The organism is Shewanella hafniensis, from assembly GCF_019655335.1.
GTDB classification, from domain to species: domain Bacteria; phylum Pseudomonadota; class Gammaproteobacteria; order Enterobacterales; family Shewanellaceae; genus Shewanella; species Shewanella hafniensis.
In genome coordinates this window covers 18,213-38,138 of record NZ_BPFD01000012.1, presented here as the reverse complement: position 1 = coordinate 38,138, position 19,926 = coordinate 18,213, and the positions used below count along the sequence as shown (strand labels likewise).

The window sequence follows — 19,926 nt, the reverse complement described above, 5'->3', positions numbered from 1 at the left end:
CCCACAAGGGATACAAGTAGATTATCTGAGCGTTTGGCGGTTAACCTGCGTCTATTTTGACTTTAGTTCGCCGCTTCATTTTCCCGCCTCTTTAGCTTCAAACATCGCCTGCGCCTCTTTGGCGTTAGCATACTGTGCCAAAATCATTTTCGAAGGACAGGACAGAGCCGCATTACTCTTGAGTGCGTTGATTTTATTTTTTGAGAACGCCGCAGGATTCGCCTCATAGATCGCCAGCATAGCGCCATAAACACTCACGTCCCAATCGTTGGCATAGCGATTGGCGATTCGCCACAAGGTCTCACCTGCAAGATAAGTTAACTGGCAATGTTCAGGTGTCTGCGAAGCGGTTGGGGACGTTTCAGCGGCATTCACTTTGAGTTCACTATTTGTTGTCTTAACTGCTTCAGTGACTACGACTTCAGACATAACAGGCTCAGGCATCACAGTTTCAGCAGACGTTGCTTTAACGGCAACAGGTTCAGAGTTTTTGGCGACAGCCTTTACCTCGGCAACCTGGGTATTTTGCTCATCCGCTGCTTCAGGAAATTTAAAGCCAGTCACAACTTCAGCCGCTGGCACTGTGGGCTTAGTATTTACATGAGTATTTACATGAGTATCGACATGAATATTTGCAGCCGTAATAACCGTCGCGGTCTTAGCACCCACCACTGATGTGGATTCTGCGGCCACTTTTACAGGTTGAACGTTCACTTTATCCGCACGCTTTTGCACCAGCGCTGTCGTCGTATTTTTACTGCCCGATGCCGCGCTCATAGATAGCGCAGCCGATGTTGGCTTAGCCTCGCCAAATAGATTGATACTTTTGACCTCGTACCATCGGTCGAGTCGATACTCCCTCACTAAGAGTTTAGCTTTGTCATCCTTTACATCTTCAACACCTGTGAGCAAAACTAAAAAGCGATTAAGCTCCTCAACCATTAACTTTTCTTCGCCGCCAGCTTGCTGCACCACAAACTCTAAGCGCGACATGTCTTGATTGTCCGCAATCACATTCACCCTGAGTTTGGGATAACCGCCTAATTCAAACATGCGGCTATTAACACTCACATGGGAGACTTGTGCCATGCTCGGTGCGCTACACACTAACGCGAGTAGACCTAATGATTTCACTCTATTAGCCATTTATTTACTCTCAACTATCCTTGGTAAACCATCATTAGGGCTAGCCCTAGCCAGCCGCGCTGAGTACACTAAACCACATTATTGCCTAAGACTTGCCTGCATATGTCATTGTTTGTCGAAGTTGCGTTACCTGTGCCTATGCGGCAAACCTTTAGTTACCGCGTACCCGAAACTTATCCTAGTACACCGCAGATAGGCGTGCGCGTTAAAGTCCCCTTCGGTCGTCAACAATTAATTGGATTAGTCACAGGTATCACTGAGTCTTGCAGCTTAGCGCCTAAACAGATTAAGTCTGTACTTGAGTTTATCGACGATGAACCTTTGCTGCCTGAATCACTTTATAAATTAACTCTTTGGGCCGCGAGATACTATTTTTGCAGCCAAGGGCAGATGCTAACCCAAGCCTTACCAGTCGCCCTTCGCAAAGGGCTCAATGCCGCGCCACAAAAGATTCAATTCTGGCAATTAACTGAAATAGGCCAAAATATTGCGCCAGAAGCAGTTAAACGCGCACCCGCACAGAAAAAACTACTCGAGTTACTCAAAACCGCCAGCTTAACCCAAGAAGAAGTGATCAGCTTAGACATCAGTAAAACGGCACTGAAAGCCCTAGAAGATAAAGGCTGGGTGGCACGTCATGAGAAAGTCGCCGAGCTTAACCTCGACTGGCGCACCTCACTCGAAATGGACGAAACGCCACATAAACTCAATAAAGAACAAGCCGTCGCCGTTGCCACTTTAAATCTGCAACAAGGATATCACTGTACTTTATTAGAAGGCATTACCGGTTCGGGTAAAACGGAAGTCTATTTGGCGGTGCTCGAAGAAGTCCTTAAGCAAGGCAAGCAAGCATTAATTTTAGTGCCTGAAATCGGTTTAACGCCCCAAACCATCAATCGCTTTAAGCGCCGTTTCAAAGTCAATGTCGCGATTTTACATTCAGGGTTAACCGACAATCAGAGACTCGAAGCTTGGCGCCAAGCCCGCTGTGGTCAGGCCGCCATCATTATCGGCACCCGCTCAGCCTTGTTCACGCCTATGGCCTATCCCGGCATTATCATACTCGATGAGGAGCACGACAGCAGCTTCAAACAACAGGAAGGCGTCGGTTATCACGCCCGCGACTTGGCAGTCATGCGTGGCCATCTGGAATCGATTCCGGTGATATTAGGCACGGCAACCCCCTCACTCGAAAGTCTACAAAATGCTTTAAGTGGCCGTTACCATCATTTGCAATTGGGTGAGCGCGCGGGCGTTGCTAAAAAAGTGCGTCAAGGCATTATCGACATTAAAAATATGCCGTTAAAAGCAGGCATGTCGGTGCCGCTGCTGAACGAAATCCGTCTGCATTTAGACGCAGGCAACCAAGTGTTACTGTTTCTCAATCGCCGCGGCTTTGCACCCGCCCTGCTTTGCCACGAGTGTGGGCACTTACACGAGTGCGACCGCTGCGATGCGTTTTTCACTGTGCATCAATCTCTTGGCGAAATTTGCTGCCATCATTGTGGCAATCAATACGCTATCCCTAAGCAATGCCATAAATGCGGTAGCACTATGCTGATGGGGCAAGGTATAGGCACTGAACAACTGGCCGAGGCGCTGCAACAGGAGTTTCCGAAACATCCAGTCGTGCGCATCGACCGCGATACCACTCGCTTGAAAGGCTCATTAGAAACCCACTTAAACGCTATTCATAAGGGCGAATATAAAATCCTCGTCGGCACGCAAATGCTAGCTAAAGGTCATCACTTTCCTGATGTGACGCTTGTTGGGCTACTCGATGTCGATGGCGCCTTATTTAGCGCCGATTTTCGCGCGCCCGAGCGTTTTGGGCAACTCTATACCCAAGTCGCCGGGCGTGCGGGCCGCGCCAGTAAACCCGGCACGGTATTATTGCAAACTCACCAGAGCGACAATCCCATTTTGCGGGATTTACTGCACCGTGGTTATGGCGAGTTTGCCCGCAGCCAATTAAAAGAGCGTCAACAAGCACTGCTGCCGCCAGCATGGCACATGGTGTTGGTACGCGCCGAAGCGCATTTAGCCAGTGATGCCGATAACTTTCTCAACGCCTTCGCCGCGCTCTTGCCGCAAGATAAAGAATTTGAGGTGATTGGCCCTATGCCTGCACCTTTAGATAAAAAAGCCGGCAAGTTCCGTCGCCAACTGCTATTCCAAGCTAAAAACCGCAACCGTTTGCAGCAAGAGTTTGAACGTATTCATCCGCTTGTAGAACAACTGCTCGAAGCTAAACGCTGCCGATGGAGCTTAGACAGAGATCCGCAGGATCTCCTCTGAGTCGAGTATTTGATAAGTATTTAAGCGCCATTTGATAAAAAATCATCGGGAAGATAGCAATTGTTAACCACAAGCGGCTAAAATATGCGGTTATTCCCTGTATTCACTCTTAAAGTTAGTGCCGATTAGAACCCATGAAATCACATATCCAATCATTACTTGAACAAACTCTAGAATCCTTTAAACAACAAGGTATTGTGCCTGCTGACTTTGAAGCGCGCATTCAGGTAGATCGAACCAAGGATAAGAGCCATGGCGACTTGGCAACCAACTTAGCCATGATGCTGACCAAGGTCGCGGGCAAGAATCCACGTGAATTAGCCCAACTGATCATCGATACCTTACCGACGTCGGCTTATGTGGCTAAGGTAGAAATTGCAGGTCCAGGCTTTATCAACTTTTTTATCAACGACAGCGCCTTAGCGGATCAACTACAAAATGCCGTCAACGATGAGCATTTAGGTATTAAATTACCGACACCGCAAACCGTTGTTGTCGATTACTCTTCGCCCAACCTCGCCAAAGAAATGCACGTAGGTCACCTACGTTCAACCATCATTGGCGACAGTGTGGTACGTGCGCTGGAGTTTTTGGGCCATAAGGTTATCCGTCAAAACCATGTGGGCGACTGGGGCACACAATTTGGTATGTTGCTGGCCTATATGGAAGAGCTACGCGCCAAAAATGGCGAAGAAGCTCAACTTGAACTGTCTGATTTAGAAAACTTTTACCGCGCTGCTAAACTGCGTTTCGACGAATCAGCAGAATTCGCCACCCGCGCTCGTCAATTAGTGGTTGAACTGCAATCTGGCGACGAATACTGCAACAAACTGTGGCGCGAATTTAACGACATTTCGTTGAGCCACTGCCATGAAGTCTACGCCCGTTTAGGTGTGAGCCTGACCCGCGCCGACGTGCACGGTGAAAGTGCCTATAACGCCGATCTCGAGCAAGTGGTTAAAGATTTAGATGCCCAAGGTTTATTAACCGAAAGCAACGGTGCCAAAGTCGTATTCCAAGAAGCCTTCCGCAACAAAGAAGGTGAGCCACTGCCTGTTATCATCCAAAAAGCCGATGGCGGCTACTTGTATGCCACCTCAGATCTGGCGGCAATGCGCTACCGCTCGAACGTGTTAAAAGCCGATCGCGTCCTGTATTTTGTTGACCTACGTCAGGCACTGCATTTCCAACAAGTCTTTAGCCTAGCCAAGCTGGCTAAATTTGTTCGTGAAGATATGTCATTGGAACACTTAGGTTTTGGCACGATGAACGGCGAAGATGGCCGTCCATTCAAAACCCGTAGCGGCGGCGTCGTTAAGTTAGTCGACCTGTTAGAAGAAGCAAACGTGCGCGCACTAGAACTCGTTCGCAGCAAAAATCCAGATATGGATGAGAACACGCTGGCTGAAATCGCCCGTGTCGTTGGGATCAGTGCCGTTAAATATGCTGATTTGTCGAAAAACCGTACCAGCGATTACATTTTCAGCTTTGAACAAATGCTCAGCTTCGAAGGCAATACCGCGCCTTACCTGCTGTACGCTTACACCCGTGTTGCGGGCATCTTCAAGCGTGTAACTGATCTGGATTTGAGCCAAGCAAGAATCGTGCTTGAGCATGAAAAAGAGAAAGATCTCGGTAACAAATTAGCACAGTTCGGTGAGATCCTCAGTCGCGTTGTCGATAAAGGTCAACCGCACGTATTGTGTGCTTACCTGTATGAATTAGCGGGTGCTTTCTCAAGCTTCTACGAAGCCTGCCCCGTACTTGCCGCCGATAACGACGCGCAAAAGAATAGCCGTTTATTACTCGCACAATTGACGGCCCGTACGTTACAAAAAGGCCTAAATCTACTCGGTATCGAAACCTTAGAGCGGATGTAAGCCATGAGTAATCGCGATTATGCCAATAGAAGGCCGCAGTCGGGCGCTAAACCGCGCCCAGTCCGCGCGACTCGTCCAACCCGAGCAAAGCCTTCACAATCTAAATCAGCGCCGCGTAAGAAGCTGCCGCTGACGCTGATAGGCTTTGTCATACTCGCTGTGGGTTGTTTCGTCTATTTTCTATGGAGCATTAAAGATAATGCGCCACAAGAAGAAAAGCCGCAGCCAACTCCGGCCAAGAAAACTGAAACTCGAGTGAAGCCGCAAGAAAATGTGGTGCTCACTCCTAAAGTGAAAGAACCCGAGCGTAAAGCCGTCGTTATTCCTGTGGAGAAAGAGGAAACAGCAGAGCCTGTTGCGCCGCCGAAGAAGGACCCTAACGCTCTGCCGCCTCAACCAAAGGAAGAATGGACCTATCTTAATGAGCTTGAAAACAAGCATGTTGAGGTCGATATTCCCGATGTGGTTGCAACACGAGCACCAATGCAATATCAATTGCAATGTGCTTCTTTCCGCCAAGAATCACAGGCGAATGAGATGAAAGCTGTCATCGCTTTCCAAGGTTTAGAAGCGCAAGTAAGACAAGTCGAAGGTACGACTGGCGTGTGGTACAAAGTCGCTTTAGGTCCTTATGAACGTAAGCGTGATGCCGAACGTAAGCGTCACACGCTGCAAAATGCCGGGATTAATGGTTGTCAGATTCTGGCTATCCCTAAATAAGGCTTCACCCTTTCTAGGCGTTTTTAAATACCTAATCACAAAAATAGCGGCCAGCGTTTATCGCTCGTCGCTATTTTTTTATCCGCTACGCTTTAGCTTGCCGCATAACCCAGCATTCGCTCAAAGTTCATCTAGACACGCCCAGTTTTAAACAACCCTATTTTTTAAAGTACTGTTTTGCTAAATCTATAACTGATTATTTATAAACAACAAAATCCTTTATTAATAAAGATTAATATGCAGTTTAATTGACCTAGATCAAACTTAGGCGTATCTCTTAAGTAACAGCAAGACTGTTGTATCTGTGTCAAATCCAACCTTAGGGTGAAGTATTATGAATGCATTAATCGAGATAGAAGCCACCGAATTCAGCCAACTTTTCAAAAGTGGTGACATGCTAGGAATTAGAATGTTTATGGAGCATGTTCGCATGCCGCTGGATGTTCAAGACAAGATTTATGACGAAATTTCTGCGCTTCAGCAATTAGAGCAAAACCAAATTGCCAAGCTCATTGAAACCCACGCCCATTCCCAAATTCATGAACGCCTAGCTTATTAGCCTTCCATTCAATGAAAAATTTATCTATGCCCAACTGCAGCTTCTCGCGGTCCACTCAACAGAAGCTGCATGCTCTCCCCGTAACTCACAACACATACCGTTAATATAAACCGCCACGACACACATCATCCAATTACAGCCAAAAAATAAGGCCAAATACCTGAGTATTTGACCTTAATAAACTAGCTAGTTTCAAATGTTGACCAGAGCCTTAGCTCGGCTTTTCTTCCGTTAAGCCTATGCTATTCATCCAGTAATCGAAATCCACCATATTACCCGGCAATACCACTCGGCTATCCTTCTGGCTTAAGCCATCGAGCTGTTTAAAGTACTGTTCACCGAGTTGCATCCGCAGAGCATTGTGACCACCCGGCGCGGCAATCACAGAGGCTAAACGTTCTATCGATTCCGCCGTCGCGCGGGAAATCGTTAAAATTTCCTCAGCCTTACCTTCGGCTTCGTTAATCCGGCGCTGCATCTCACCTTCAGAGCGGTTTACCGTCTCAGCTTTAACGCCTTCTGAACGATTAATCTTGCTCTGCTTGTCGCCTTCACTCTTAGCCAATAATGCGCGGCGCTCACGCTCAGCATTCACTTGCATTTCCATGGCATTTTTAACCGTTTCAGGCGGCGTGATATTTTTAATCTCATAACGATGCACACGTATGCCCCACATAGCACCCGCTTGATCTAATACCTGCACTACCTTGGCAGAAATCACATCGCGCTCTTCAAAAGTACGATCTAGGTCCAACGTTCCTATGACAGAGCGCGTGGTGGTTTGCGCCAACTGAATAGCCGCGTAGCGATAATCGGTAATACCGTAACTGGCTTTGACTGGGTCGGTCACAGAGATATAAATCACCCCATCCACTTCAACGTTAACTTCGTCGCTCGAAAAACATTCCTGCGGCGGTACGTCGATGGTCTCTTCTTTCAAATCATGAATGAAAGCGACTTTATCCACGAAGGGGATCAAGGTATGGAAACCCGCATCTAAGGTGCTGTGGTACTTACCTAAACGCTCCACAATATAAGCCGACTTAGTGGGAACGAGTCGAATCGATTGGAAAAGCTTAATCACGAAAATGGCAAAGATAAGTCCCCAAATTGCCATCACAATCAAATCTGTATCTAATGGAAGATTCATTATCGCGCTCCTTTGCCACTATTATTTTGGCCACTCACAGTCTGAGTGACTTGCTCCATGCCTTCGAAGAAACCTTCGAGTTTCGCCATTTCAGCGGGGACAACAGAGACCTGTGCATCATTGAGGATCTTGCCAACTTGAGCGATAAACTGTTCTTTCAATAACATATTCATCGCATCTGTGCCGCCATTGACCGCTAACGCCTGCGAGATCATTGCCATACCTTCGGATTTCGCTTTGGCTATGATAGCAATCTCTTGACCTGTACCTTTGGCTTCATTAATCCGTTTCTGTTTTTGACCTTCTGACAGGTTAATCGCCTCTTGGCGCTCACCTTCAGACATATTGATCATCGCCGCTTTTTCCGCATTGGCCAACGTGATTTCGGCGCGTTTGCGACGCTCGGCTTCCATCTGCTTCTCAAGGGTGTGGATCACATGGCGCGAAGGCGTAATATTGCGAATTTCATAGCGCAATACTTTGATCCCCCAAGGTTCTGACGCCTTATCGATTTCCCGCACTATGGATTCATTCAAGCTATCACGCTCGGAGAAGGTCTCACTCAAACTCAGCTTACCTATCTCAGAACGCATTGTGGTTTGGGCTAAATTCACCGCCGCTTTACGATAGTTTTCAATACCATAACTCGCTAATTTGCCATCCATCACTTTTAAGTAGACTAAACCGTCCACTTCCAGTTGAGTGTTATCTTTAGAGATACAACTCTGTGGCGGCACATCTAATACTTGCTCACGAGTATCGTGACGGTAGGAGACGCGGTCGAAGAAAGGGATCAAAAAATGAAATCCTGGGTTTAATACTGCACGGAATTTCCCAAGACGCTCAATAACATGCACTTCACGCATCGGCACGATAAGCATCAACTTATAGAGAATAAAAAAGATAAATAAAATGACTAAGGTAAATACAAACATAGATTCCATCCTTTAGTTTTTGGAAGCTTCTATTGAAATAGGCTCAACGACTAGAGCGATATTTTCACGACAAATAATTCTGACTTCGGTCCCCGCAGCGATAGTGGTGCCATCGCCCAGCGCTGGCCATTCACTCCCCTGAAATTCCACCCGCCCAGGTGTTTGTCCAGGACCTATGGTCTGCTTTACGCGAACAATTTGATTGTATAGATCGATTGCTTCATCCGTGTTATCCACATGGGAATCACCACCAACGAGCCTTTGAGTCACTTGTCTGAAGGTCAATAACAACACAATGGCCGAGATAAACCACAGGGTCATGCTCTGCACTACGCCTTCGACTAGTCCTATGCCTAACGCGCCAGCCACGACTAAACAAGCCGCGCCCAGCAACACTATGATGCCACCGGGAACCACTATTTCGGCGAGCATAAATACTAGCCCCACCACTGCCCACACTAAAATCGGATTTGAAAACTCCATATTTCCCCCTGAAATGAGAGTGTCCTTGCAGCAACTATAACAGCAGCTTTTCGGATAAGCGACATAATATGTCAAAATTTACGAAGCAAAATGCGCAATCAATCACTTCTGTGTTAGGCCTCATTCTCCCATATCCACACGGCAAAGCCCTTAGGTTGTTTTAAAATTAAGCATAATCAATTCAAAAAGATAGCCAACACCAAAGGAATAACTCATTCTGCTATAGCAAAATCCATTTAAAATCAATTGGCTAAAAACAGATTATCACCATAATGATTATGTGATTTTGACAACAACATTCGATAAAAACTTTGAATAAATGTAAATTTTTGCATATATTGCCCCCACTTTTGTGCCAGTCCTTTGACGTACACTCACGCTAGGTTTGAACTTACCCATCAAACCATGTCATAGGTCAGAGAGCGGATTGAGTAAGACGCGAATTAACTTCCACCTATACAACAGGAAATAACAATGAAAAAAACATGCCTATGCCTAGCACTTATGCTTTCTCCTCAAGCATTTGCGGGTGACTTAGTACAATGGTGGGATTTAAGTGCAACAGCCCTCTATGGCGAAGACTACGATTTAGCGCCATCAGACAAACAAGCCACTATTACCTTAGAAACGGCGGGCGGCTGGAAATACGGTGATTGGTTTGCCTTCCAAGACTTTATCTATTTCAAAGGTAACGACACTGGCATGGAAAGCACCACCTATGGTGAAATTTCGCCACGCTTCAGTGCCAGTAAAATCCTCGGCGAGAAAATCGCCTTTGGTCCAGTAACAGATTTGTCTCTGGCGCTGACCTATGAAGAAGGTGAAGGCCCAGTTCACAGCCTGCTTTACGGTTTAGGCGTTGATGTCGCCGTGCCTTATTTCACTTACCTGAACTTTAATACCTATCGCCGCAATGGTATGAGCACAGGTAACAACAGTGACGGCTGGCAGTTCACCCCTGTATTTCGCATCGACATTCCCGTTGGCTCAGCCAACATAGTGCTCGATGGCTTTATCGACTGGGTATTTGCCACCGACGATAACGGCTACGAGGAGAACTTCCACTTCAACCCACAGCTGAAATACGATCTTGGTAAGAGTCTGTTCGGGGATCATCAAGCAAATAAATTATTGGTGGGTATCGAATATGATTTGTGGACCAACAAATACGGTGTGAAAGGCGTCGATCAAGACACTTACTCTGTGATTGCCCAATACCATTTCTAATCGGTATCGACACTATTTTGAAGTAACAAAAAAGGTGCCATTGGCACCTTTTCTATTCTGAGCACTCACTTTGCAGGGGAGTGTCGCTTAGCGTAATAAAAATTAGGCTAACAGTTTTTTCGCTGCAGCAACCACGATAGAAACCGCACTGACTTCGGTTTTCTTCATTGTGGCTTCATCAGGAATTTCTTGTTGGGTGCGGTTTACAATCACACCAGCAACACAGGCAGCACGCCAGCCTTGAGTGGCACACATAGTGAATAAGGTGGAAGATTCCATCTCATAGTTCAGTACGCCCATATCTTGCCATTCTTTCATTGAACCCGCGAAACGACGCGTTACACGGCCAGTGACAGTGTCATAACGCTCTTGGCCTGGGTAGAAAGTATCGGAAGAAGCCGTTACGCCAATGTGTGGCTCTACGCCTGCATCGCGACACGCTGCAACCATAGCAGTGGTACATTCAAAGTTTGCAACCGCAGGGAACTCCATAGGTGCAAAGTGTAAGCTTGCGCCATCTAAACGCACTGAAGCTTGAGTCACAATCACATCACCCACATTCACATGGGGTTGAATTGCACCTGTAGTACCAACGCGCAGGAAGGTATTCACACCTAACTGTGCAAGTTCTTCTACTGCGATAGAAGTCGATGGGCCACCGATACCGGTTGAACACACGACTACTGGCTTACCATCGGCATACGCTAAATAGCTTGTATACTCGCGGTGGCTAGCAAGAAACGTCGCATTGTCCATTAGTTCGGCAATACGTTTTACGCGCTCTGGATCACCTGGAACGATTGCCAAAGTTGCACCATCGAGCATTGCTTTGGTCAAACCTAAATGAAATACATCAGCCATTGTGAAAACCCCTTTCATTTTTGATAATTAAATTCTTATAAAATCGACTTTAACCTAGTATCGAAGCGGTGAAGGTTAACTTGATCACAGAATTATCGGCAAGAAGTAATTGTTTAGTCGTAATCAAATTACCAATCACCCTCACATCTAATCACAAGATAGCAAATTTGCTCGCACTGCGAATGTCAGTCTGATTTATGCCTAACAAAGTGTGAACCAGATCCTAATCACATGCCATAGATAGCGGCAAAGATCGTTTAATAAGCTGATTTATAAGAAATTAAAATAAATCATCATTTAGTATTAATCTGAAGCGGGATGAAAGGTGATCTAAATCACGTTTCACTACAGAGTGAAAGGTTAGGGTTAAGACGAAACCAGAAGTGTAATAAATGACGACAAGGAGAATGCCGATGTTTCCAGAGTACAGAGAATTAATTTCCACCTTGAAAACCCAAGATGCTCATTTTCAACGTAAGTTTAACGAGCATAATCAGTTAGACGAGGAAATCAAACAACTGGAAAAACGTGTCGCCAGTGATTTCAACCCGACAGTGAAAGAACTCAAAAGCAGAAAGTTACACCTAAAAGAAGAGATTTATCAGATCCTCAAATCCCACGAGTAATTCCGAACTTCTTTAGCGAACAATAAGGGCGCCTAAGCGCCCTTATTCATGTCAACGTAATCGCTTACAGATAGTAATCTTTCAGTGGTGGGAAACCGTTAAAGCACACTGCTGAATACGTCGTCGTATAAGCGCCAGCGGTTAACCAATACATGCGGTCACCAATGGCTAAGTCATTCGGTAAACCATAGCTGTAGTGTTCGTACATGATATCGGCACTGTCGCAGGTTGGGCCGGCAATCACGCACTTATCCAACTCGCCTTGACGATCAGTATAAATCGGGAACTTAATTGCCTCGTCCATCGTTTCAATCAAGCCTGAGAATTTACCCACATCGGTAAACACCCAACGCTCTAACGCTGTGTAGGATTTTTTGCTGATCAGTACCACTTCCGACACTAAAATCCCCGCGTTAGAAATCAACGAACGGCCCGGCTCTAGGATGATTTGCGGTAAATCGTCACCGAAATCTTCCTTCAGGAAGTGAGTGATCTGCTCGGCATACACACCCAATTGATTGGTTTTATCAATATAGTTAGCAGGGAAACCGCCGCCCATATTGATCATCTTCAAGGTGATATTGTGCTCATCACGCAGACGGTCGAAAATGCTTTTCACTTTACCAATGGCAGAATCCCAAGCACCGATGTCACGTTGCTGAGAACCCACATGGAAAGAAATACCAAAAGGCTCTAAGCCTAACTCCTGTGCCAATACTAATAGCTCATAGGCCATTTCGTTTTGACAACCGAATTTACGCGATAACGGCCAATCAGCAGTATCAGTGCCTTCGGTCAGGATACGTACATAAATACGCGATCCAGGCGCTTCTTCAGCGATCATCCGCAGATCGGCCTCTGAGTCAGATGCGTACATACGCACACCGCGCTCGTAAAATGCACGTACATCTTGACGCTTTTTAATGGTATTGCCGTAGCTGACTCGGTCGGTTGTCACGCCGACATTCATGACCATATCTAGCTCATAAATTGAGGCAATATCAAAGTTTGACCCTTTATCTTTCAGTAAAGATAAGATCTCGGCCGCTGGGTTTGCCTTAACTGCATAATAAACGTTAGCGTAAGGAAAACTATTAACCATGTCATCGTATTGTTTCGCTATGATACTGGTATCAATTACTACGAACGGGGTTGCTTTGTCTTTGGCAAACGCTTCAATACGCTTGAATGTATCCACGTCATAATAGTCAGCAACATCAATAGATTGAAATTGGCTCATTGGGCCAGAGTCTCCTTTGGGTCAAGTAGAAAAAAGTGAGTGTAATGTCTTAAAAAACGTGCGCAGTAAACGATATTTTTTTGCTTTACGCAACGAATTTTTATGCTGATTTTATAACTTTTTATTCCGCAATGTTTTAAGGGACTAAATAATCAAAAAAAGCCTCTATAAAACAAATGATTATGCACACAAACCCTAAGGTAAATTTGTGTGCATTATCAGAATAAAAAGTGAATTTTTTACGACGTTATCGCAAAGGAGAGAGATAGACTGGCTCAAGCCAACATATCCATCCTAAAGTGATAAGCTTGAGGGGCAAGCGCGCCACGAAAAAAGGCTAATGTGACGCCTTAAATTAGGTCAATTAAATTGAATCGTTACTGCGGCTGATTGAGTTTTGCGAGTGCTTGGCCCAAGGCTTCACTGGAATCAAAATAGGCGATATCTAAAATATTACGCTGATTAAGCAATATCATAGTGGCCATATCTTTGGTATCTGGTAGTAAACGACTGATCTCACCTTCCCTATCTAACCCAATCGCAAAGGGTAAATCTTGCATTTGTGGCACAGCAACAAACTTAGCGATTAAAGAAGGCATACCACTTATATCGGCGACATAAACTAAACCCACAGGCATTTGAGTCGTACTTAGAGGCGTGAGTGCTTCTTTAATCACATCACCGCCTTTCATGCTGCGGCTAAAGAGCAACACTTGAGTTTCATCTGTCACACTTACCGTTTGATCATTTTGATCGAGAAGTGAAATAGGATTAATCGCATCGCCCGCAACATAACTCGCAGCATAGGCCCACATGGGGGTTAATAAACAAGACAGACATAACAACAGCGTTTTCATAAACACTCGACTCCATTATTGGATAGGCGGACAGCATACCTGACTCCCCCTATCGACTCATTAAATCAACCGCGATTACATGATACGCTTCACACATGCAGGTGAATAAGCATTTGATGGGATTTCTGCGCTATAATCGCACAGTTAATTTTATTACAAGGATATCATAATGATAACACCTGGACTCGATCAGGAATTGCAGCAACTACAAGGCGTTTATCAACTGATCACTGAGTTTTTAGTCACCTACAGCTTCCAATTGGTCGGCGCTTTACTGATCTTTTTACTGGGCTTGTGGGTCGCCAGTAAGACATCACGCTTAGTCGCAAAGCAGTTCGAAAAACACAATATCGATATTACCTTAAGTAATTTTGTCAGTAACCTTATCCGTATTCTGATCATCATAATGGTTGGGATCATCGCCCTCGGCAAAATCGGCATCAGCGTCACCCCTATGGTGGCAGCCATTGGTGCAGCCTCCTTAGGTGCAGGCTTAGCCTTGCAAGGCATGTTAGCCAACTATGCCGCCGGCGTGACCATTATCGTCACCCGTCCTTTCGTTGTAGGGAATACTATTGAAATTAAAGGGGAAAGCGGCGTCGTTAAACGTATCCACTTAGGCATGACCATACTCACCAATGAGGAAGGCGAGCAAATCAGCATTCCTAATAAGCATATCGTCGGTGAGATCCTGCATAATTCCTTTAGCAATAAACTGGTCGAAACCCAGTTCAATCTCAGTTACAACACAGATCCCGAACGAGCCATTAGTGTGATTACTGAGTTATTAAGCAATAATCCCTATGTTTATCAAGAGACTGCACCCAATATCGGCATCAATGGTTTTAATGCTATCGGGATTGAAATGGGAGTGCGCTATTGGGTGCCAACGCAAAGCTATTTTCAGCATAAATATAAGGTGAACTTAGACCTCTACAACGCCCTTAAGCAGGCGGGAATCGAGATTGCCTGCCCCATCAGAGAGATCCATCTGCAAGATAAATAACGCTAATGCTCATGGAGTTGACCGGCGTAGTCGGTCAGCCTAGCGCACATGGTAAACTTGCATTCTTGTAAAAATTTACGTTTACTATACTCCCAAATATCGATAGTGATGGACTACTATGTTGTTGATACTCATAATTATTGCTTTTATTGTACTGTTTATTTTTTTCGCTAAATATCAAAAAAACAAGTACAAGCTAAAGCACTTGCCGCAGGTGATCCTACTGCGCTACTCAATCATGGCTTAACACTGATTAACCAAGGTGAAGTCAACTCTGGCCTAGATTATATTCAGCAGGCAGTCGATAAAGGCTTAGCCGTTGCCGCCATTGCTATGGCAGAACTTTATTCCGGTCGATTCCCACAAGTCCCCGCCGATCCCAAGGCATCTAACGATTGGTATAAAAAAGCCGCCGAAATAGAGCCTCAATATTTACCCATGCTCACCCTACCTAATTTGCTCTCTTCTGAGTCGCAAACACCCGATGAGTTAATCGCACAGGTAGAGCAACTCAAACCTAATGCCGAAGCGGGACAAGCCGAGTTTCAATATGAGCTTGCTTACTTGTATCTAAGCCAGCCCTTTCTCGATCCCGATGCTAGCCAAGCAATTTACTGGTTCGAAAAAGCCGCCGCACAAGAAGACCAAAGAGCCTATTACCATTTAGCCACACTCTACTGGCATGATGAACGCGTCACTTCGGACTATATCAAAGCACGTGAATACTTTGAGAAATCCGCCGCCGCTGGTGATGAATTAGCAAAAGATGATCTAGGACATATGCTTGCTGCTGGCCAAGGTGGACCTAAAGATTTAGCGCGTGCAGAGGCATTACTTAGCGAGCGCGCCGCAGACGATGATTTCCGCCAGTATTATCTTGGTAAACGTTTCCTCTACGGTGAAGATTTTGCTGTCGACTATGACAAGGCGCGCCATTGGTTAAGCCAATCTGTCGCTAGAGGTAATGACTTCGCTAAGATTGAATTTGCTCATCTTTTACTGAAAGCGCCACAAAATGAAAGTGATTACCAACAGGCTAAAATTGACTTTGAAGAATTCGCACTTAAATGGAATGAAGACGCACTGCTAGGCTTAGGCAAGATTTATGAGCAAGGTTTAGGCGTGAGTCGCCAACCGATTAAAGCGTTAATGTATTACCAGCTCGCGGCCATGAGCAATAGAGCCGATCATCTAAAAGAATTAGCCAGATTCAGTCAGCAACTAGGCACCTTAGAGATAAGAGAGGCCGAGCGTCTGCGTGACAGTTTCTTGCATCAGCATCCAATCCCCGCTGAGCAACAACAATATTTTTATTTCTATAAGGCTGAATCATTTTTAAGTGGTGAAAAACCCACTCAAGAGGCTCTACAAGCGGCAGAAGCTTGGTACGGCAGAGCTAGGTCATGAAATTGCTATGCGGGAACTGGTCAATATTTACGGCGCAGAACAATTAAATAAACCTATACAAATGTTTATTTGGTCTAGTTTATTGCTACGTCATTTTGGTAAATACGGGATGAATAGCGCTCAACGACTCCATCAAAACACCGCAAAATCATGTTTAACAGAATCCGAACTTGCCTACGCCGAAACTCAAATTGAGGCCATTGAAACCCAATTAACGCCCTATCTTGAGTCGGATAGGTAAGTTTCCTAGCAGCGAATGAGCCCCAGAAAAGGTTTGGTCAGATTTAACAGGCCAAACCGTTTGGTTACAAAATAGAGTGAATTTATAATTACTTAAAAAGCACAGTGGATGTATAAGCACTACAATCAATTATTGACCAAACCTGCGCAGCTAAACGACTCAAAAATAAAAAATAGTCAGGTTAACTGCCCAGCCCTAAATTAAAACTGACCATTTTAATAGGCAAGATGTATGAGGCTGATACTGATCATTGTCATTTCATGCTTATTTCTGCCCCAAGCAAGGGCAGAAACCTCTGCCGTTGTCTGGCAAGCACACTGCCGCGATAGGCATCCTGTTATTTATGTCGAAAAGGAACTCAAACAGATGGCATACGTAGATATCAGCAAAAATGGCCGCTATTTCAGTATTCCGCTCATGTCGCCGCAGCATCAATATGCCAAGCAAGTTCACCAGATAGTCGACGACATGCGTACCTCAGGTGAAATTACTCAACTATTTAAATCCTACGGCGTCGAGCCTCCACTTAATCTCACTGAATCGCCCTTAGCAACTCACTAATCTGAATGCTGATAACCCAAAACTAACTTGGAATTAATTCGATCGAGCGGCTAAATGCCGTAACAAGGTCGCCAGTGTTGGCGCAACTGCCTGATGGGAGGGATAACACAAACCAATACGACGGAACATTCTCGGACCATCAAATTTCACTTGCTTGAGCCTAGGCTCATCTTCAATCAAACCATCGGGTAAAAAACTCACGCCAAATCCGGCTAACACTAGCGACATCACTAGAGATTTTGACTCAGCCTTAGCGACCAAATTAAGCGACATATTGCTGCACGCCAGTAAACCTATCGTCTGCTGATGAGCTTCACAGGGCGGACACTCGATAAAGTCAAAACCATTTAGCTGCTCGGGGCGTAGGCTATCTACTCGGGTGAGGGCATGCTCCTTGGGGACGCACAGCACATAATCTTCTTCCCACAGCGGGAAAAACACTTCATCTTCATGGCGTAAACTGTCGATAGTTAAACGACAATCTGCGGGGCTTTGGTAATCCACCAGCTCCAGATCTAGCTTCTCAATGGCTTGATTCACCTGCTGTAAAAATCCCGCCAAACGCCGCTGACTGAGATCTGGCATCACAGCCAAACGTAGCTTTTGTCGGCTCGACTTCGCCATAAACAGACCCGGCAATTTACTCGCCTCCTCGACTAATTTAACCGCCAAAGGATACAAATAATGAGCGCTATCTAAGGGTTTAACGCCTTTCTTACTACGTTCAAATAGCTGGCCGCCTAACTCTTCTTCCAACTGCTTTAAGCCAGCTGACAGTGAAGGCTGGCTCACAAAGCAACGGTTAGCCGCTGCGGTGATATTGTTCTCTTCAAAAATTGCGATAAAGAAACGCAGCAAACGTAAATCAACCATTTTATCTTCTCCGACAACGGCAAATTAAGTACAAAATTCGATAATAGTGTCATAGGCTGAGCCTATCATATCCAGCTGGAATAAGTATTTTTCGGCTAAAAATCCCCAGCCTATACTGATTGCCAACTTAAAGACGCCGAAAAACAGTTTGTTTACGGCTCAGATTGGCTTCAATTAATAGGAAATACTAATGAATCAAGTTACTAAATCACTGGTTGTCATCACGGGCGCTTCATCGGGTATTGGCGCCGCTATGGCCAAAAGTTTTAGCGCCGCAGGCCACCCACTGTTATTACTGGCACGCCGGGTTGAAGCAATGCAAGCGCTTGAATTACCTAACAGCCTCTCTATCAGCGTCGATGTCACCGACGCTGCAGCCATTAAAACCGCCATAACTCAAGCAGAAGCACAATTTGGCCCTGTTGGCTGTCTTATCAATAACGCGGGAATCATGCTACTGGGCCAAATCGATGTGCAAGATCCTAACGAATGGAGCCGCATGCTCAATATCAATGTGATGGGCGTGCTTAATGGCATTCATGCGGTATTAGCCGACATGAAAGCTCGCAAAACTGGCACTATCATTAATATCAGCTCAGTAGCGGGGCGTAAAACCTTTCCAAACCACGCTGCTTACTGCGCCACTAAATTTGCCGTGCACGCCTTAACAGAAAACATTCGTGAAGAAGTCGCCATGGATGACGTACGCCTTATCACTATCGCCCCAGGCGCAGTAGAAACTGAGTTGCTAAGTCATACCACCAGCGATGACATTAAAGCCGGTTACCATGACTGGAAAGAAGAAATGGGCGGCGTTATCGCCCCTGAAAATGTCGCCGCTGCTGCGCTGTTTGCATGGCAACAACCGCAAAATGTGTGCGTACGCGAAATCGTTCTAGCACCAACGCGCCAGCAACCTTAATCCGTTCTGAGTCTACTTTTATCTAAGTTATCTTGCTTCGAAAGACAACCAAACCTATCCCCAAAATCAATAATGCCAGAATCAACTCTGGCATTATTTACTTCCCAATAAAGCCTGCCAAACAGCTGCTAAGTTTCAACATCACTACTTTAGTGAGTGCATATTTTACAAAGTGTTAGCTTAATCACAGTCCATTTTTGTGCTTTAGGCGCAAAACTCAAGACTCAAAGTTATCAGAGCTAATTTAGCACGTAGACTAGTTCATTGTTTTTAAATAAGAAAAAAATAATCATACCACTCTACAACATCATCAATTAGATTTTTATCAATGAACTTTTTATCAATTAGATTTTTTTAATTAAAGTGATGTACCTCAAATTTACACACCGTAGGATTTGATAAATTAATTTACAAAGTGGAATCAATAAAAACACTTAACCAACAAATAAATGTAAATGATCACAAAAGTAAGGAATGAGATGATGAAAACGTCAACTAAGATAGCAATTGCCATGGCAGTGATCGGCAGCTTGAGTATTAATGCGTATGCCGCAGAGGGAGGTAATCCAAAGAAAGGTAAACATTTGTACAAAAAAGAATGCAAAGCCTGCCATAGCCAAGGCGGTGAAGGTGGTGAACTCACGCCAATGGCCAAAACGATGAGCCAGTGGGATCGCTTCTTTGATAAAGATAAGCACAAATTCAAACCAGAGGTATTCAATGGCCTCTCGGAGCAAGACCTCAAGGATATACAGCAATTTTTGTATGACCACGCCGCCGACTCGGACCAACCCCAAACCTGCGGTTGATCTCTGCCAACGTTATGGCCTAAGACAATGGTAGAGAGCTCCCCTGCAACTGCTCACTAACACATTGACTTAAAAATTTAAAACCCAATTCGAGAAAAATGGGGAAACACCTCAGGGACTCCTAT

The 19,926-nt window shown here is 45.3% G+C and carries 17 protein-coding genes and 2 pseudogenes; 11 read left to right on the top strand and 8 right to left on the bottom strand.

Translation table 11 applies throughout. From position 1 onward, the window contains the following. Positions 1–75: 75 nt before the first annotated feature. On the bottom strand, positions 76–1,146 hold the full coding sequence (locus K5Q99_RS05835; protein WP_220776312.1) for a FimV/HubP family polar landmark protein: 1,071 nt from the start codon (positions 1,144–1,146) through the stop codon (positions 76–78). 102 nt (positions 1,147–1,248) lie between these two features. On the opposite strand from K5Q99_RS05835, the gene priA reads away from it, so the two are divergent. The 4 genes from priA to K5Q99_RS05815 all read left to right on the top strand — a co-directional run bounded on the left by priA (position 1,249) and on the right by K5Q99_RS05815 (position 6,603). Continuing rightward, positions 1,249–3,444, top strand: coding sequence for a primosomal protein N' (gene priA, locus K5Q99_RS05830; protein WP_220776311.1), 2,196 nt, complete (start codon positions 1,249–1,251; stop codon positions 3,442–3,444). A gap of 134 nt (positions 3,445–3,578) precedes the next feature. After that, positions 3,579–5,324, top strand: a complete 1,746-nt coding sequence (gene argS, locus K5Q99_RS05825; protein WP_106649279.1) for an arginine--tRNA ligase — start codon at positions 3,579–3,581, stop codon at positions 5,322–5,324. A gap of 3 nt (positions 5,325–5,327) precedes the next feature. Continuing rightward, complete coding sequence (locus K5Q99_RS05820) at positions 5,328–6,044, top strand: SPOR domain-containing protein (protein ID WP_106649278.1); 717 nt, start codon at positions 5,328–5,330, stop codon at positions 6,042–6,044. 334 nt (positions 6,045–6,378) lie between these two features. Next, the gene (locus K5Q99_RS05815; protein WP_006083282.1) at positions 6,379–6,603 is read left to right on the top strand and encodes a hypothetical protein; all 225 of its coding nucleotides are present in this window, start codon (positions 6,379–6,381) and stop codon (positions 6,601–6,603) included. Positions 6,604–6,814: 211 nt separating this feature from the next. On the opposite strand, the gene K5Q99_RS05810 is transcribed toward K5Q99_RS05815, so the two are convergent. Genes K5Q99_RS05810 through K5Q99_RS05800 form a run of 3 tightly spaced genes read right to left on the bottom strand, consistent with a single transcriptional unit; the run spans position 6,815 to position 9,171 of the window. Continuing rightward, the gene (locus K5Q99_RS05810) at positions 6,815–7,753 is read right to left on the bottom strand and encodes an SPFH domain-containing protein (protein ID WP_220776310.1); all 939 of its coding nucleotides are present in this window, start codon (positions 7,751–7,753) and stop codon (positions 6,815–6,817) included. Beyond that, entirely contained in the window at positions 7,753–8,688 is a 936-nt protein-coding gene (locus K5Q99_RS05805) for an SPFH domain-containing protein (protein ID WP_012586651.1), read from the bottom strand. Before K5Q99_RS05805 ends, K5Q99_RS05810 begins: the two co-directional genes overlap by 1 nt. Before the next feature lie 12 nt (positions 8,689–8,700). Next, positions 8,701–9,171 (bottom strand): NfeD family protein, encoded by a 471-nt coding sequence (locus K5Q99_RS05800; protein ID WP_107946433.1) that lies wholly within the window; start codon positions 9,169–9,171, stop codon positions 8,701–8,703. Between the two features lie 474 nt (positions 9,172–9,645). On the opposite strand from K5Q99_RS05800, the gene K5Q99_RS05795 reads away from it, so the two are divergent. Next, a complete protein-coding gene (locus K5Q99_RS05795) occupies positions 9,646–10,398 on the top strand; it encodes an outer membrane protein OmpK (protein ID WP_220776309.1) in 753 nt (250 codons plus the stop codon). A gap of 102 nt (positions 10,399–10,500) precedes the next feature. Here K5Q99_RS05795 and udp read toward each other — a convergent pair whose 3' ends face one another. Further along, complete coding sequence (gene udp, locus K5Q99_RS05790) at positions 10,501–11,259, bottom strand: uridine phosphorylase (RefSeq protein ID WP_006083287.1); 759 nt, start codon at positions 11,257–11,259, stop codon at positions 10,501–10,503. 413 nt (positions 11,260–11,672) lie between these two features. Here udp and K5Q99_RS05785 point away from each other — a divergent pair, with 413 nt between their 5' ends. After that, on the top strand, positions 11,673–11,885 hold the full coding sequence (locus tag K5Q99_RS05785) for an HP1242/YdcH family protein (protein ID WP_006083288.1): 213 nt from the start codon (positions 11,673–11,675) through the stop codon (positions 11,883–11,885). A 64-nt stretch (positions 11,886–11,949) separates the two neighbouring features. On the opposite strand, the gene K5Q99_RS05780 is transcribed toward K5Q99_RS05785, so the two are convergent. Next, positions 11,950–13,125, bottom strand: coding sequence for a type III PLP-dependent enzyme (locus tag K5Q99_RS05780; protein ID WP_006087063.1), 1,176 nt, complete (start codon positions 13,123–13,125; stop codon positions 11,950–11,952). Positions 13,126–13,502: 377 nt separating this feature from the next. Beyond that, the gene (locus K5Q99_RS05775; protein WP_220776308.1) at positions 13,503–13,982 is read right to left on the bottom strand and encodes a hypothetical protein; all 480 of its coding nucleotides are present in this window, start codon (positions 13,980–13,982) and stop codon (positions 13,503–13,505) included. 169 nt (positions 13,983–14,151) lie between these two features. Here K5Q99_RS05775 and K5Q99_RS05770 point away from each other — a divergent pair, with 169 nt between their 5' ends. From K5Q99_RS05770 to K5Q99_RS23025, 3 genes and pseudogenes are all read left to right on the top strand, one after another. Beyond that, positions 14,152–14,988, top strand: coding sequence for a mechanosensitive ion channel family protein (locus K5Q99_RS05770; RefSeq protein WP_220776307.1), 837 nt, complete (start codon positions 14,152–14,154; stop codon positions 14,986–14,988). 118 nt (positions 14,989–15,106) lie between these two features. After that, a pseudogene (locus K5Q99_RS05765) lies at positions 15,107–16,636 on the top strand (SEL1-like repeat protein). Positions 16,637–16,984: 348 nt separating this feature from the next. Beyond that, positions 16,985–17,197 (top strand): annotated as a pseudogene (locus K5Q99_RS23025) (substrate-binding periplasmic protein); the annotation flags it as partial. Between the two features lie 33 nt (positions 17,198–17,230). Here K5Q99_RS23025 and K5Q99_RS05755 read toward each other — a convergent pair. Then, positions 17,231–18,070, bottom strand: a complete 840-nt coding sequence (locus K5Q99_RS05755; RefSeq protein WP_220776306.1) for a LysR family transcriptional regulator — start codon at positions 18,068–18,070, stop codon at positions 17,231–17,233. A gap of 190 nt (positions 18,071–18,260) precedes the next feature. Between K5Q99_RS05755 and K5Q99_RS05750 the strand changes: the two genes are divergently transcribed. Together K5Q99_RS05750 and K5Q99_RS05745 are read left to right on the top strand one after the other, a co-directional pair. Next, on the top strand, positions 18,261–18,992 hold the full coding sequence (locus tag K5Q99_RS05750; RefSeq protein ID WP_220776305.1) for an SDR family oxidoreductase: 732 nt from the start codon (positions 18,261–18,263) through the stop codon (positions 18,990–18,992). A 479-nt stretch (positions 18,993–19,471) separates the two neighbouring features. Then, a complete protein-coding gene (locus K5Q99_RS05745) occupies positions 19,472–19,801 on the top strand; it encodes a c-type cytochrome (protein ID WP_105251249.1) in 330 nt (109 codons plus the stop codon). The last annotated feature ends 125 nt before the right edge of the window (positions 19,802–19,926 follow it).

What these genes read in the sequence shown, in the direction of transcription:
- priA (WP_220776311.1), top strand. Translation starts at nt 1,249, where the DNA reads ATGTCATTGTTTGTCGAAGTTGCGTTACCTGTGCCTATGCGGCAAACC.
- udp (WP_006083287.1), bottom strand. Translation starts at nt 11,259, where the DNA reads ATGGCTGATGTATTTCATTTAGGTTTGACCAAAGCAATGCTCGATGGT.
- K5Q99_RS05770 (WP_220776307.1), top strand. Translation starts at nt 14,152, where the DNA reads ATGATAACACCTGGACTCGATCAGGAATTGCAGCAACTACAAGGCGTT.
- K5Q99_RS05805 (WP_012586651.1), bottom strand. Translation starts at nt 8,688, where the DNA reads ATGTTTGTATTTACCTTAGTCATTTTATTTATCTTTTTTATTCTCTAT.
- K5Q99_RS05795 (WP_220776309.1), top strand. Translation starts at nt 9,646, where the DNA reads ATGAAAAAAACATGCCTATGCCTAGCACTTATGCTTTCTCCTCAAGCA.
- K5Q99_RS05800 (WP_107946433.1), bottom strand. Translation starts at nt 9,171, where the DNA reads ATGGAGTTTTCAAATCCGATTTTAGTGTGGGCAGTGGTGGGGCTAGTA.
- K5Q99_RS05815 (WP_006083282.1), top strand. Translation starts at nt 6,379, where the DNA reads ATGAATGCATTAATCGAGATAGAAGCCACCGAATTCAGCCAACTTTTC.
- K5Q99_RS05835 (WP_220776312.1), bottom strand. Translation starts at nt 1,146, where the DNA reads ATGGCTAATAGAGTGAAATCATTAGGTCTACTCGCGTTAGTGTGTAGC.
- K5Q99_RS05755 (WP_220776306.1), bottom strand. Translation starts at nt 18,070, where the DNA reads ATGGTTGATTTACGTTTGCTGCGTTTCTTTATCGCAATTTTTGAAGAG.
- K5Q99_RS05750 (WP_220776305.1), top strand. Translation starts at nt 18,261, where the DNA reads ATGAATCAAGTTACTAAATCACTGGTTGTCATCACGGGCGCTTCATCG.
- K5Q99_RS05745 (WP_105251249.1), top strand. Translation starts at nt 19,472, where the DNA reads ATGATGAAAACGTCAACTAAGATAGCAATTGCCATGGCAGTGATCGGC.
- K5Q99_RS05780 (WP_006087063.1), bottom strand. Translation starts at nt 13,125, where the DNA reads ATGAGCCAATTTCAATCTATTGATGTTGCTGACTATTATGACGTGGAT.
- K5Q99_RS05820 (WP_106649278.1), top strand. Translation starts at nt 5,328, where the DNA reads ATGAGTAATCGCGATTATGCCAATAGAAGGCCGCAGTCGGGCGCTAAA.
- K5Q99_RS05775 (WP_220776308.1), bottom strand. Translation starts at nt 13,982, where the DNA reads ATGAAAACGCTGTTGTTATGTCTGTCTTGTTTATTAACCCCCATGTGG.
- K5Q99_RS05785 (WP_006083288.1), top strand. Translation starts at nt 11,673, where the DNA reads ATGTTTCCAGAGTACAGAGAATTAATTTCCACCTTGAAAACCCAAGAT.
- K5Q99_RS05810 (WP_220776310.1), bottom strand. Translation starts at nt 7,753, where the DNA reads ATGAATCTTCCATTAGATACAGATTTGATTGTGATGGCAATTTGGGGA.
- argS (WP_106649279.1), top strand. Translation starts at nt 3,579, where the DNA reads ATGAAATCACATATCCAATCATTACTTGAACAAACTCTAGAATCCTTT.